The 15027-nt window shown below is 31.2% G+C and carries 13 protein-coding genes; 1 reads left to right on the top strand and 12 read right to left on the bottom strand.

Translation table 11 applies throughout. From position 1 onward, the window contains the following. Positions 1 to 30 precede the first annotated feature (30 nt). The 12 genes from E7T07_RS04600 to hpt all read right to left on the bottom strand — a co-directional run bounded on the left by E7T07_RS04600 (position 31) and on the right by hpt (position 11876). Complete coding sequence (locus tag E7T07_RS04600) at positions 31 to 1341, bottom strand: sugar transferase (RefSeq protein ID WP_135709742.1); 1311 nt, start codon at positions 1339 to 1341, stop codon at positions 31 to 33. A 19-nt stretch (positions 1342 to 1360) separates the two neighbouring features. Beyond that, positions 1361 to 2002 carry a CatB-related O-acetyltransferase gene (locus E7T07_RS11205; protein WP_135709741.1) on the bottom strand — a complete coding sequence of 214 codons (642 nt, stop codon included), beginning with the start codon at positions 2000 to 2002 and terminating at the stop codon, positions 1361 to 1363. Between the two features lie 69 nt (positions 2003 to 2071). Continuing rightward, complete coding sequence (locus tag E7T07_RS04590) at positions 2072 to 3532, bottom strand: flippase (protein WP_135709740.1); 1461 nt, start codon at positions 3530 to 3532, stop codon at positions 2072 to 2074. A gap of 30 nt (positions 3533 to 3562) precedes the next feature. Beyond that, positions 3563 to 4264 (bottom strand): glycosyltransferase family 32 protein, encoded by a 702-nt coding sequence (locus E7T07_RS04585; protein ID WP_135709739.1) that lies wholly within the window; start codon positions 4262 to 4264, stop codon positions 3563 to 3565. A gap of 18 nt (positions 4265 to 4282) precedes the next feature. Continuing rightward, a complete protein-coding gene (locus E7T07_RS04580) occupies positions 4283 to 5326 on the bottom strand; it encodes an EpsG family protein (protein ID WP_135709738.1) in 1044 nt (347 codons plus the stop codon). 10 nt (positions 5327 to 5336) lie between these two features. Beyond that, the gene (locus E7T07_RS04575) at positions 5337 to 6317 is read right to left on the bottom strand and encodes a glycosyltransferase family 2 protein (RefSeq protein ID WP_135709737.1); all 981 of its coding nucleotides are present in this window, start codon (positions 6315 to 6317) and stop codon (positions 5337 to 5339) included. Between the two features lie 12 nt (positions 6318 to 6329). Continuing rightward, on the bottom strand, positions 6330 to 7178 hold the full coding sequence (locus E7T07_RS04570) for a glycosyltransferase (RefSeq protein ID WP_135709736.1): 849 nt from the start codon (positions 7176 to 7178) through the stop codon (positions 6330 to 6332). A 1-nt stretch (position 7179) separates the two neighbouring features. After that, positions 7180 to 8286, bottom strand: a complete 1107-nt coding sequence (locus E7T07_RS04565; RefSeq protein ID WP_210403512.1) for a glycosyltransferase family 4 protein — start codon at positions 8284 to 8286, stop codon at positions 7180 to 7182. After that, a complete protein-coding gene (locus tag E7T07_RS04560; protein ID WP_135709735.1) occupies positions 8273 to 9400 on the bottom strand; it encodes an LPS O-antigen chain length determinant protein WzzB in 1128 nt (375 codons plus the stop codon). Before E7T07_RS04560 ends, E7T07_RS04565 begins: the two co-directional genes overlap by 14 nt. 90 nt (positions 9401 to 9490) lie before the next feature. Continuing rightward, on the bottom strand, positions 9491 to 10090 hold the full coding sequence (locus E7T07_RS04555) for a hypothetical protein (RefSeq protein WP_135709734.1): 600 nt from the start codon (positions 10088 to 10090) through the stop codon (positions 9491 to 9493). Position 10091: 1 nt separating this feature from the next. Continuing rightward, on the bottom strand, positions 10092 to 11081 hold the full coding sequence (locus E7T07_RS04550; protein ID WP_135709733.1) for an ImmA/IrrE family metallo-endopeptidase: 990 nt from the start codon (positions 11079 to 11081) through the stop codon (positions 10092 to 10094). Between the two features lie 258 nt (positions 11082 to 11339). Further along, positions 11340 to 11876: a hypoxanthine phosphoribosyltransferase gene (gene hpt, locus E7T07_RS04545; protein ID WP_135709732.1), complete on the bottom strand. Its 537-nt coding sequence runs from the start codon at positions 11874 to 11876 to the stop codon at positions 11340 to 11342. A 426-nt stretch (positions 11877 to 12302) separates the two neighbouring features. Here hpt and aceE point away from each other — a divergent pair, with 426 nt between their 5' ends. Continuing rightward, the gene (gene aceE / locus E7T07_RS04540) at positions 12303 to 14960 is read left to right on the top strand and encodes a pyruvate dehydrogenase (acetyl-transferring), homodimeric type (RefSeq protein ID WP_135709731.1); all 2658 of its coding nucleotides are present in this window, start codon (positions 12303 to 12305) and stop codon (positions 14958 to 14960) included. Positions 14961 to 15027: the final 67 nt, after the last annotated feature.

Genomic DNA, 15027 nt, shown 5'->3' with positions numbered 1-15027 from the left:
ATTACATATACCCAAGTTCTCTATTCCTTCTTATGAAGCACCATCACGCTTTAGAACAACACCTATAGTTTTTAGCAATATCACAATATCATTCCATAAAGACCAATTTTTCATATACCAAACATCCATCTCAACACGGCTAGAAAAATCGACATCACTACGTCCACTTACTTGCCATAACCCTGTAACCCCAGGTTTAACGGCTAGTACTAAGGATGATTTTTGCCCAATATCCTCTTTTTCAATAATCATATATGGACGAGGTCCTACTAAACTCATATCTCCTTTAAGAACATTCAATAATTGAGGAATTTCATCTAATGAAGTTTTACGTAAAAAGGCACCAACTTTAGTAATACGGGGATCATTCATATATTTATGATATTTTTCATAATATTCTTTTTCTTCAGGGTGCTCTTTTAGCCATTGACTCATAAAAGATTGATCTGAATACATTGAACGAAATTTATAACATAAAAATTCTTTACCGTTTACGCCCAATCTTTTTTGTTTAAAAAAGACCTTACCTTTAGGCTCTTCAATTTTTATGATAATTGATATAAGCCCTAAAAGTGGAAGCCAAAAGATTGCTGATGCTAAAACCAGAAAATAATCTAATATACCTTTTATAACTTGATTTATTCGGCTAAGTAACTTATTTTCTAATGAGAAAATATTAGTCCTAGAGTTGAACATATTATAAATATAAGAATTTGAAAAATCGTAACCACTTAGCACAGGGGTAAATATAATTTCTCTACTATTACTTATATTATTTTCTATGATTTTATTTAATCTCTCTTTCTCTATTGACTGCCCGTCAATAAAGATAACGCCTCTATCTAATCCCGAAGATTTTACATAACCTAAATAATGATCCTCAAACAATTGATTTTTAAAAAATTCATTATCGCTAATAACTTTTGCAGGTTTGCGCCAAAAGCCTATTCTGAATAAAAAGTTTTTAAGGAAAAACTTTGAAATAGGGATACATATCGAACAACAGAAAAAAATCAGAATTAATGTGCTTCTAGAGTAATATTCTGCATTTTGTCCTAATGCCAAACTAGAGAATATAAGTAGGAATGACAGAATACTCGCCTTAAAAACTAATTTGCTTTCATGCCAAAAATCAAATCTTTTAGTATAAACACCGAAATAATATAATATAATTACTAAAGTAATATATACTGAGTAGAATCCCAAATAAGAATAATCAATATAAGGAATATCAAAAAATAGATTTAACAGTTTCCTAAAAGAAACGGCTATAAAAATAGCGAAGAATATAGCAATAAAATCAAATAATAGCAAAAATAAAGCACATATATATCTATTCATAAATAATTCTCTTACGTATTTATAATTTAAATCGTTTTATGTAATCTGAGACATCGTAAAGACAGTCAAAATTTTTCTCTAAAGTATCTAAATCTAATTCCCATATTTTCTGACAGCTATCTAAATCCTCTAAAAATAAACTTGGAAACCTTGTTTTGATTACTTTAGCAGGAATGCCACCAACGATATTATAATCTTCAACATCTTTAGTTACCACGCTCCCTGCAGCTATAACAGCGCCATTTCCTATTCTAACCCCTCTCTTTATGATAACATTTGTTCCGATCCAAACATCATTTCCAATAAATGTCTTTATATTTTTATCCAGTTCTTGTTCTTCTTTTAAATGTACATTAAATTTTAGTCTCTCTTTATAAACTTTATTATACAGTATAGGATGAGTAGTAATAAAATTTATATTATGGTTCATTGGTGCAATAATAACCCCCGAAGCAATAGAACAAAAACTTCCTACTTCAGTATTGCTTTCTATATACACCTTATTCATAGAAGTATTAGTATAAGTGAAGTCGCCTATAGATACATTCTCTTGAATAATTGTATCTTTCCCTATCCAACAATATTTTCCACAAATAAAACCATTCCAGTTAATACTACTCGATTCTATTTTTGTACCTAGCTTATTATAAGCTCTACGCATAGAAAAGTTTTTAATTAAGCCATTAATCTTTCGATAAAAAATCTAAATACTCTGATAAAAAACAATTTTCTACCTCTTTAATTTAGTTGATAAAACATCCAAAACATAGGAAATATTTTTCTCTTTCATAATATATAATAAAAATAAATATGCCATATAAAATAATACAGAAGAAACTAAAATTTTAAAAAGATTATTTTCAAAATATATAATATAACTGCTAATAGGAACGGTTATACATAGTGTAACTATACAAGCAATAGCTATTTTTGTATATTCTATTTTCCTGAAAATATTTACAAGCATACTTCTTAGCATATACATTTGTATCAATAATACTAAAATTTCTGCCGACAAAAGAGAAATAGCACTACCTAATGCTCCTAGTTTGGGAACTAATATAAAATTAAGAGTTATATTTAAGATGGCTGCACAAAAGATAGATAAAAAGAATTGTTTATCTTTCTTTAAGGGTAATAAAACCTGAACGCCTAAAACATTGGTTATCCCTGTAACTACAATTCCCCAAATGATTACTTTTAAAATTAGAATTGAATTAATAAAATCATTACCAACTAAAACGGATATTACTTCTTGAGAGTATACATAGAAAAATACTGCTGTTGGGAAAGAAATGAAAATAATAAAACTCATTGATTTATTCAGTACATCAATAAATTCTTCCATTAAATTATTCTCAATATAGTATGATAACCTAGGCATCAAAACTACACCTAATGCTACAATAAAAGTAAGTAAAATCCCCTTTACTCGTAACGCAACGCTGAATATACCAACATTTTGATGATTAGATAGAAAACCTAAAATTGTTTCATTAGCCGTGATATATAACGCATATGAAAGTGATGTTAAGCAAAGAAAAAGCATTGGAAGAAAATGTTTTCTTAATTCATAATTTTCATAGCGTTTAAAAAAGATTATTTTTCTAGCATTTATTAAATTTAAAATACTAGAGCCTACTAATGCAAATACAGAAATCCCTGCAAAATAGATATAATCACCCTTATCTTTAACAAAAATAAAGATTAAAGCTAGTGATATAAACTTAAATATAATACTTCTAATTGTAATATATTGATAGTTCTCAATTCCTTTATAAAGCCACTCAATTCCGAGTACTGTAAATAAAATAGATAATGAAACAACTAAAAATAGCGAAAAATCTTGGTGGATTCTAGCTACAGAGTATAATAGTATAAAAAATAAAATGTAGGAAATCCCTGCCATAATTAAATTTATGATAAAGATTTCATGCACAGTTTTTGATAATCGTTCTTTATCATCTCGAGCTTGCGCACAAGCTCTAACACCATATCCAACAACACCAAATGTAGCTATCACTGAGAAATATTCAATAATAGATTGAGCAAAAGCAACCCTCCCTACTCCCTCAGGCAATAACACCCGAGATACATAAGGAAAAGTAATTAAAGGAAAAAGGAAATTTGATGTTGTAAGAATCAAATTCATAATAAAGTTATACTTTATGCCTTTAACATTTAACTTCATAATATAGTATTTCCTCTAATTCTAAAATACTTAGAATATATTTTTAATCTTTTTTAAAAACATAATTTGTTTATCTCCTAATACCATCTTTAAAAAAGACTTAAACTTCATACTCATTGGTTGCCAAGTTGCATCGTAATGATGTATAGAATATGTATTATTTGTTATTTTTAGTTCTTTCGTCTGATAATTCATAGGACAAAAATACTCTGTAGGGAATATAGAAATGTCTTTTACTACTTGTTTTGAATTATCGAAAGAAAAGTCATATTTTTTCAGTAGATCTGTAGTAATTTTGACACAGGTAATAATATTATTGGTATCAAAATCGATTTTACGATAAAAATCCATGTTTTCTTTAATAAACCAATGACCTTTTTGAGCACCAAATCCCAACCCAGTATTTACTAGCCCTGGTAATTCCATTGCTAAAAAGCATTGATTTACAAGTAAAGGATCTAGGTTCTTTAATAGCTCTACGTCAGTATCTAAATAAATACCACCTTCAGAGTATATAATATCTAATCTAGCATAATCAGAAACAAAAGCATATTTTTTAGCTTGATAGGCTTGCTGAATAAAGGGTATTTTATTTACATCATAATTACTCTCATTCCATTCAATAATTTCATAATCTGGACAAAATTTTTTCCAAGATTTAATGCATTTTTTTACGCTATTTGGCAAGGGTTTTCCACCAAACCAGCAATAATGAATTTTTTTAGGGATCATTTTAGTTCTCAATAATAGTTATAAATTAATTAAATTATATGGATATGCACCAAACCAACCGTTATATAATACTCCATAAAACAATGTGGATATATACATAATAAAAATTATAGAAATAATAAGAATTTTATTAAATCTATATTTTGATAAATATATTAATTCAGGAATAAATAAAATAGACACTGGTACAAAATAATATTGCCATCTTGAAGCAAGAGGAATTGACAATGAGAGTAACGCAGTAATCCAAGCTATCACTTGCAAATTAAATAAGATAATAAATCTCTTAGATAAAACGGAATTATATACTCTGTAAAAATAAATGCCTAAGCAGCCAACAATAGATGTATAAATGATACTTGATACTGTAGGTACTACAACGAGTTCCTCCGAACCTAAATAGAAAGAATATCTTGTCATAGATAGTAGGGTATAGAAAGTATTTTCAATCAAATTATTAGCTAACATAAAGAATAAGATAACAGTTAGAATTAATTTACTACTATATTTTTTTCTAACAATCCAATAAATAGGTAAAGCTACTATTGCTGTATAATGAAATAGAAAAGCTAAGAAAATAGATAGTAAATATTTTCTAATATCTTCCTTTATAATATATTTAAATGACCAAAATATAATAGAAGCTGCAATATATTGTCTTAAACCATTAAAAGTATCAAAGAATGTACCTGTTATGAAGAATAGAAAAATACTCAACGGTACACTCTTAGAGATACTAAGTATCCCATGATAATAGAAAAAAAGTATCACTAACGCTATAATACCAAAATAAATAATGGTATTATTAGATAAGATAGATATGAGCTCTATTAGATATAAAAAACCAACCTCTATAGATTTTACGGATTCATAAGAACCGTATGTGTAAATAGAGTGGAACATATCCTCATACATAAGATAATCTGCACCATTATCATACCTTAATGAAGATACTATCAAAGGAGGTATTAACGATAAAAAGATAAAAAAATATCGCAACCTACCTTTTGCAAGATAACCGAAGAAACAACTTATGAAACAACAGAGTATATATATTTCCATAGAATTTATCTTAGCTAATACCCTTACAACGTTTGTATAAAGAATATAAAGGATTATAAATATTAAATAGATAAGCAAATAAGAGTATCTGAGATTTTCTAATCTTATTAATAAATTTGCAATTTAATACTGGCATCGTGTTATTTCTCGCAAATTGTCTAACTTTTTTAATAAGTTCTTGATCGTTCTTACAGCCTCTTAGCATCATATTAATGAACACAATCTCCCAAGTAATTTTACCCACAACTAAATCTGCCTTAATATTAGGATATTTATTTACAAGAAATTGATATTCTTCATTAATTGCGTGATATAAATCATAGGTTCTATCATTAAATACCGAATGTCCAATAGATCCTTCTCGCTTAAAATAATAATATTTCGGTAAAGGATTAAATACTACGTTATCTGCAAGATCTAAGATTTTATAGATAGTGAGTTGATCTTCAAATAACTTTCCTTCTGGGAAACGAATATCTTTCCATAATTCAATATTATACAATTTTCCACAGGCACAAGGTGTTAAATAATCATTAAATAAAAAACAACTTAATGCTTCTTCTCTAGACAAAAGAGATTTTTCAGTTTGATGAGAGTTTTTGATCAATCGTCCATCGCTATATTCTTGATAAAAAATAATAGCACTTACATCTGCATTATCTTGTTTAAGATCAGTATATAAAGTGCTGATCATATCGCTTTCGATCCAATCATCACTATCTACAAAAGAAATATATTTTCCTTTTGCTATCTCAATCCCTGCATTTCTTGCCGAAGATAACCCACCATTTTTTTTGTGAATGACCGTGATATTAGAATGTTTTTGTGCATACTCATCACAAATTTGACCACAATTATCTGTAGCCCCGTCATCTACTAAGATGATTTCTAAGTTAGGATAATCTTGTGCCAAAATACTATCTATACATTTTCTTAAATATACTTCAACATTGTATATAGGTACTATTACAGAAATTAAGTCTTTTTTCATTTATCAAACCTATTAATCTTTATAAATTCCTAAATTTCCTTTGAAAGCATCTTTAATTGCTTTCATTGCATAAGCTAAATATTCTTTCTTATTATCAAATAAGAAAACAATCTTAAAAAATTTATATGCTATAGTTTTTAGCATAAAATAACTTTTTATATTTAAAATACACCATAATAAATTACGTATTTGATAATAATATCTAAGAGGAGAAGCTACTCCTACAGAAAATTGTTTCCCTCTAAATTTAAAAAGCGGTAAACTTTCAGCTGGGGCGTGTTGCAAAATTGCTTTATTGCATTGGATAGTCTTGAAACCTAATTTATGCAATCTAAAGAAATATTCCCAATCAACAACATCAAGGAATAAATCCTCATTAAACTTACCAATTATTTCAAACTTTTTGCTAAAAAAAAGTGTTCCTGATTGCATAGTTATTAGCTTTTCTTCATGATCAAGAGAAGAATTTTTTCTAAGCTGAATTACCCTATCCGTTTTGTAACTTGGAGATAGTGCTGCAATATTTTTTATATCATTATGCTGAATAAATTCCTTATAAACCTCAACTAAATTATTGTAAAAACAACTGTCTTGATCCATTGTAATAATATATTCAAAATTAAGCTCAATACTCTTTGTTACACCTATATTCAATGCGTAAGCAATACCTGTATTATTAAATAAGGGTAAATATATTAAATGATATTTTTCTTTCAATTCACTAAAGAGAGTTGAATTATCAATATCAGAATTATCAACAATAATAACCTTATCAACAAAGTTAATATAAGTTTCAATATTTTTTACAACTTCATTGCTAGGATTATAACAAACTACAATACAAGATACTTTATTATCCATATTATTTCTCTAAGATACTTTGAAAAATATTTTCCATTTCTTTTATTTTATCTGCTATATAAAATCTATTTCTCAAATAATTATAGGAATTTTCAATAATTTTATTTCTTAAATTAAGATTATTTCTAAATATATTGGATTTTATAATAGCATTTTCTAAATCATTTTCTTCAATAAGAAATCCAGTATCAGCATCTATAATAACATCATTAATTCCACCAATATTAGTTGCAAGTACAGGCTTCTTGTGTGCCAAATATTCTACAATAGCAAGGCTTAAGCCTTCCCATCTTGAAAATAACACCGCTTGATCAAATAAATTTAAATACATTTCCGGGTTATTTACCCACCCTGTAATAAGAATATTTTTACCTAAATCATACTCAGTAATTTTTTGCTCAACTACATTTCTTAATTCACCATCACCAACCATAATAAAGTAAGTATCAGGATAAAGTTTTAAAATTTCTCTTGCAAACTCTAGGAAAAATAAAGGGTTTTTCTGTTCACTTAACCGCCCAATCATACCAATTACATATTTATCACTAATATCTATTGGCAGTGAAGCAACTTTATTAGATACCGTTATTTCTATACCATTATAGACTAAACTTAATTTATCACTACGGATACCAATATCTTTAGCTGACTGATATTCAGATTTAGAAATAAGAATTAATTTATCGGTTAGTAATGAAAGTATCTTCTCTATAAATGTATACACTTTCTTTTTCAAAGGTGATACATTCATTTTAAATGACCAACCATGCGGATTATATACTACCTTACATTTCAAACCTATCGCTGCAATTCTTCCAATAACTCCCGCAAATGTACTGTGTAAATACAAAATATCGGGTGCTTCTTGATTGAGAATTTTTCTTACTAAGAAAATATTTTTTAGTAATTTAAATGGAGAAAATGATTGGCTAATATCCAATTGATAAAATTTATTTGTTTTATCTATATAATCGTCTTTATTGAGACTAGGTGTCCCAATAACAACATTTTCAAATTGAGATTTATCTGAATATTTTAAATAGAGACGTAAATATCTATCTACGCCTCCACCAACTTGACTAAAATGCAGTATCTTAATTTTTTTCATAAGTATCTTTTCTATTTAATAAATAAGCAATAGAAAGGAATAAACAAGATAATAATCCGCCTATTACTGCTCCAATAACTAGAATAATCGCTCTTTTCGGCTTATCTTTTGTTACAGGATAATCCGGACTTGCCTGATAGCTAAACGTATTCGCCTTAGCTTCTTTTATCTTCATTAATAATGGCTCTAATTCTTTTAGTTGAGCTGTAACCTCATAATATCTAGGTGGGTAAACAATGGCTTCTTGATTTAATACATCAATTTGCGCTTTTAAGTATTTCTCACCTAACATAAATAAATAAGAGCCATCACTTAATTTAGAGTCTGTAAGTGGTAATTTTACTTCTGACATTGCTAGCGCTTGAATCGCACTGTCGCTTGCGGAATTAAATGATTTTGCATAATCCTTAATTCCTGCTTCTTGGGCAATTTTTAGAGCATTATTCAAATTTTCTAATTGAATTCGCTTTTGGATCGTTAAATCACGCTCAAATTTTGTCTTTTCATAATTTAAATCAGAAACAACTTCGTTAAACCCAATTAAAAAATCATCTAATTCAATACGATAGGCTACTTGACCTGTAAAAGCAATAAATTGTTGTAATATATCCTGAGCTTCTATTGGTGTTTCTGTCGCAAAACTAATTTTACGCCATTGTGCATCAGGTTCTTTTTTTAGGTCAGGTTTAGTAACAACCAAATCTTTAGTCATAAGCTCTGAAAGAATGATTCTTTTATCCTGCTCTTTTTTCCCTTCGGAAAGTTTTTTGTAAAGGCTTGATTGTTCAAAGAAAGCTTTGCGTTCATCTAACGCATTAGAAGTTAAATTAAATTTCTCAAATAGCTCTTTTTTTAACTTATTAACATCAAATTCCTGCCCTAAGATACGAGCATATTCCTTACGAATATTGAAATAACTCCCTAAATCAGAAACTTTGGGCTCAATGACTTCTGCTGTAGAAGTCCATTGCTCTTTTGCTGTAAATGCATAAACCCCAGCGATTACTGTAAATATAAAGGTAGAAATAAGAATCCAGATTTTCTTATCCCAAAGTGTTTTTAAGAGTTCAATTAAATCAATTTCATCATTTTTTTGTTCTACTAAATTTGACATTTAATCCTCGTTTAACATATTTATATTATTAATGACTTAATCTAAATTTATTCTTCACTTTAAGAAAGTTATTTAAAATCTCACATAAACTCATACTAGAGAGTGTAAATCTTGAATATCTTTTGTAAAGCTAATCAAGCACTCAATATCACTATCCTTTGTAGAATCTACTCTGAACGCTAATTTAAATAAACCATCTAAAGGTTTATCAAGTAATTGGGAAGTTTCCAATATTTTAGATTTCACTCTTTCATATCCTATAGACTCTACTAATAACAATAAAGCCAATTCAAAAGTATAAACTCTATTTTCAAAGTCTTTAGAAAAGTCTGTTTGCTTTATTGCTCTTAAAAATCGTTTATCCCCTGTGGCTAAATAGGCGGAAGGATTTTCAATCATTTTTGTAGCTAAAATAGCTTCTCCAGAATCAATATCACTAACAGTGCTAAATTGCTCTAATAACCCTATATCTATAGAAGAGATTTTTTGAAATTGAGCAACTAACTCTAATACCGCTCGATGTATATCGCTATCCTTAGTATATTTCTTTAACTGCGCAGGTAAAGAATACACTGTTGATTCTGTAATATAGACTTGATTATTTTCTACTCTCAATAACTTTAAAAAATCAGGTAGTAATCCTGATAAACCTAATTTAACCAGAATATCATTATCAGATAATAACAACATTCTAAGCAGCCTTATTGAGAGAAGACGTAATAACTCGCATAGGGTGTTTAAAATCCCCCATTGTCTCAAAATCTAGCCGTTCTAACATTACCTCTTTGCAGATTGCAGGATCATTTGAACTAATATTTAGCTTCTCCTTAATAATCTTTAATGCCGAATTAGCCAATGCCCAATTATCCATTGAATGACCAATATTTAATACTAAATGAGCAGGATCGATATTCCTTTCTTTTCCTGTGGAAATACAAGCCTCCGCAATAGAGCTAGCATTACGACTTCTTGTTGTAAAATGATAAGTTGATCCTGTTAATATTTCTAAGGCAATGTCATTAGCTTCTTTTTCATTTTTTTCAATGCCTTTTGGAGAAATACGTTCATCAACCACTATACTATCTTTTGTATGTTCTGCCAAAATATGACCTAGCTCGTGTGCTAAATCAAATACCAAATAACCATATTTATGCTGACTTGTTAAAATAATTACCGGGCGATTATTTATTTCTATAGCAAGTCCCTGCATTTTTTTATAATTTTTAAGATTTAAATGTAGAACCGGAATACCTATTTCCCAACAAAATTCTACTAATGTACGAAAATCGATCCACTTATTTCCTCTAGACAGTAATGTTTCACGCACTTTCTTTGCCGTTAATCCATCATAACGTTTTTCTGCACTAAAACCTCGTAAAGTTGCTTTTGCTGCAACAGTTGATAATGCAACGGCTATATCTAACTCAGCAGTATTTATATTACCTTTTGCTTTAAAATTAGATAATGGCAAATCAAAACAAGCTTTTTCTTCTGAAATAAGTGATTTCAAATTAATACTTAATGATTTAGATAATAATACCGCAGCTTCTAAAAAGCCTGATTGTGTTTTAGCAATATTATCATTCCACCATTCGGGTAAAATAGCTTGGATATCTTTCTTTTTAAAACCTAACGCTATAATTTTATTATATAAGGTTTTCATTTCAAATTGATTTGCCATAAAAAACCTCCTTATCACAATTATCTCAAATAAATTTTCTAACTGGATTATTTAGCATATTTCTAAAAATATGCAACATGTTAATACCCCCTGATTTGCTAGTTTTATTATTTAAAGCATTAATCAGTATATTAGAATCTAAAAAAACAATGCCTAATCTTGTTACCCTGCAAAATTTAATACTCGAAACAGATTGCTTATCTCTATATATTAATATTTAATTGATATGAATTAAGCTCTTTTCCAAATTCTGTTCGCCTACTCCAACACCACTTTCCCAATATACCCTAAATTACGATATTTTTGGGCATAATCAATACCGTACCCCACCACAAATTCATCAGGGATTTCAAAGCCCACCCATTCTACAGGTACTTGAACTTCGCGGCGTGACGGTTTGTCTAGTAAGGTGCAAATTGCTAAGCTTTCAGGTTCACGTAAATTGAGAATAGCGCGGACTTTTTCAAGCGTATAGCCTGTATCGATAATATCTTCCACGATGAGAACATGCTCGCCTTTAATATCACCATTTAAATCCTGTGTGATTTTTACATCATGGTTTGTAGTCATACCGCTGCCGTAGCTGGATGTGGTCATAAATTCAATTTCAACAGGTAACTTAAGTTCGCGAACAAGGTCCGCCATAAACATAAATGATCCGCGAAGTAAGCCAACAACAATAAGCTTATCAACTTGTTTTTGTTGATAAAAAGCGGTTATTTGCTCTCCTAATGCGACAATTCTAGACCGCACTTTTTGTTCTGAAATTAATACGTCAACATGATGTTTTTGCATAAAAAACCTAATAAATTCCCAACTGCATTTATATAATAAAGATTTTTCTATTATACCTATTTCCGGCGCATGTATGCAATGTTATATTGTTCCTTACTTCACACAACTACCATACCACTAACAGTGCTTTCACCGCAGAATCCCGTGACCAATCTTGCATTTCCAACAGTTGAACCAAATCAGCTCACCCAAGTGCGGTCAAAAATTCGTTAAAAGCTATTGGATAAAGCGGTAAAATGTATTTTTGTTTGTTATCGTGAAAAATTTGTTAAAAATAAGTAAAATTTACTATCTTTCACTCAAAAAATTCTATAAAATTTCAAAAATTTTGTTAAATAGATAACAAGTTCGATTTTATCTGTTTAGGATTTAAGCGGCTTCTAAGTTGTAAGCCATTTGATTCACCCACTTAAAAAGGAAAGTACTATGTCGGAAAACTTAACCCATGACGTAGACCCAATCGAAACTCAAGATTGGTTACAATCACTTGATTCATTAATCCGTGAAGAAGGCGTTGAGCGTGCAAAATTTATCATTGAAGAATTGATGAGCAAAGCGCGTGTTGATGGTGTTTCTTTGCCGTCAGGCACCACAACCGCCTATGTTAACACTATCCCTGTCTCTGAACAGCCGGTTTATCCGGGTGACCAAAAAATTGAACGCCGTATTCGTTCAGCGGTACGCTGGAATGCCATTGCGATGGTGTTACGTAGTCAGAAGAAAGATTTGGATTTAGGTGGTCATATTTCGACTTTCCAATCTGCTGCTTCAATGTATGAAGTTTGTTTTAACCATTTCTTTAAAGGTGCTACTGAGAAAAACGGTGGTGATTTAGTGTTCTTCCAAGGGCATGCGGCGCCAGGTATTTACGCACGTGCATTTGTTGAAGGTCGTATCACGGAAGAACAAATGGATAACTTCCGTCAAGAAGCCTTTGCAGATGGTTTATCTTCTTACCCACACCCTAAATTAATGCCTGATTTCTGGCAATTCTCAACGGTTTCAATGGGTTTAGGCCCAGTGAATGCAATTCGTCAAGCGCGTTTCTTAAAATATTTAGATAACCGTGGCTTAAAAGATACCAAAGATCAAAAAGTTTACGCGTTCTTAGGCGATGGTGAAATGGACGAAATCGAATCTAAAGGCGATTTGAGTTTTGCGGCACGTGAAGGTTTAGATAACTTAATTTTCACGATTAGCTGTAACTTACAACGTTTAGATGGTCCAGTTCATGGTAATGGTAAGATCGTTCAAGAATTAGAAGCCTTGTTTACCGGTGCTGGCTGGGAAGTGATTAAAGTCCTTTGGGCAAGCAACTGGGATAAATTACTGGAAAAAGATACGTCCGGTAAATTAAAACAATTAATGATGGAAGTAGTTGATGGCGACTATTTGACCTTCAAATCTAAAAATGGCGCTTATGTTCGTGAACACTTCTTTGGTCGTTACCCTGAAACTGCAGCATTAGTGGCTGACATGACAGACGATGAAATCTGGGCATTACGCCGTGGTGCGCATGATACTGAAAAACTTTATGCGGCTTATGAACGTGCGCAAAAAGCAGATAAACCGGTTGTAATTTTAGTTCACCAAGTTAAAGGCTATAAAATTCCTGAAGCTGAAAGTAAAAACACCGCACATCAATCCAAGAAAATGTCATTAGAGAGCTTAAAAGGCTTCCGTGATCATTTCCATTTACCATTAACTGATGAACAAGTGGAAAACTTGGAATACATTAAATTCCCTGAAGGTTCTGAAGAATATAATTATTTACACGGCAGACGTAAAGCCTTAAATGGTTATGTTCCTGCTCGCCGTGCAAAATTTGATGTGGAATATAAAGTTCCGGCATTGGAAGAATTCCAAGCGTTACTTGATGAGCAACCACGTGGTATTTCAACCACAATGGCATTTGTGCGTGTATTAAATATTTTATTAAAAGATAAAAATATTGGTAAAACCATTGTGCCAATTCTTGCGGATGAAGCCCGTACCTTTGGTATGGAAGGGATGTTCCGTCAAGTGGGTATTTATAGCCCACAAGGTCAGGTTTATGTACCATCAGACCGTGATTTAGTGGCTTACTACCGTGAAGCAACAGATGGTCAAATCTTGCAAGAAGGGATCAATGAGTTAGGCGCAACCTCATCTTGGGTTGCGGCAGCGACATCTTACTCAGTAAGCAATCAACCAATGATTCCGTTCTTCATCTATTACTCTATGTTTGGTTTCCAACGTGTGGGCGATATGATGTGGTTGGCGGGTGACCAATTAGCGCGTGGTTTCATGGTGGGGGGTACTTCGGGTCGTACAACCTTAAATGGTGAAGGTTTACAACATGAAGATGGTCATAGCCATATTCAAGCAGGCATTATCCCTAACTGTATTACCTATGATCCGTCATTCGCTTTCGAAGTCGCTGTGATCATGCAAGATGGTATCAACCGTATGTACGGTGAAAAACAAGAAGATGTGTTCTATTACATGACCACATTAAATGAAATCACTGAGCAACCAGCGATGCCGGCAGGTGCTGAAGAAGGTATCCGTAAAGGCCTTTATAAATTTGAAACCGTTGAAGGTAAAGGCAAAGGTCACGTTCAATTATTAGGTTCTGGCGCAATTATGCGTTTAGTTCGTGAAGCTGCACGTATTCTTGCAAATGACTATGGTATTACCGCAGATGTCTTCTCTGCACCGTCATTTAATGAGTTAGGTCGTGATGGTAACGATGCTGCACGTTGGAACTTGTTGCACCCAACTGAAACACCTCGTGTACCATACGTTGCACAAGTATTAGCGGATCTCCCTACTGTTGCTGCAACCGACTATGTAAAAGCTTATGCAGATCAAATTCGTGCATTCGTACCAACTAAACACTATCATGTGTTAGGTACAGATGGTTTCGGTCGTTCAGACAGCCGTGCAAACTTACGTGAACACTTTGAAGTGGATGAACGTTACATTGTTGTTGCTGCGTTATCGCAATTAGCGAAAGAAGGCACAGTAACGACTCAAGTGGTTGCAGACGCCATTGCGAAATTCGGCTTGAATGTAGATCGTATTAATCCGTTATACGCATAATTAATTGTAGCAACTGTGTTCAACAAAAAAATTTTTATTCAATTTTAATCCATAGTTTCTGTGGATA

Origin of the sequence: Actinobacillus porcinus, assembly GCF_901764995.1 — a bacterium.
Classification (GTDB): Bacteria; Pseudomonadota; Gammaproteobacteria; order Enterobacterales; family Pasteurellaceae; genus Exercitatus; species Exercitatus porcinus.
Note: the sequence above shows the minus strand (reverse complement) of the source record. Positions and strands in the feature narration are given on the sequence as shown.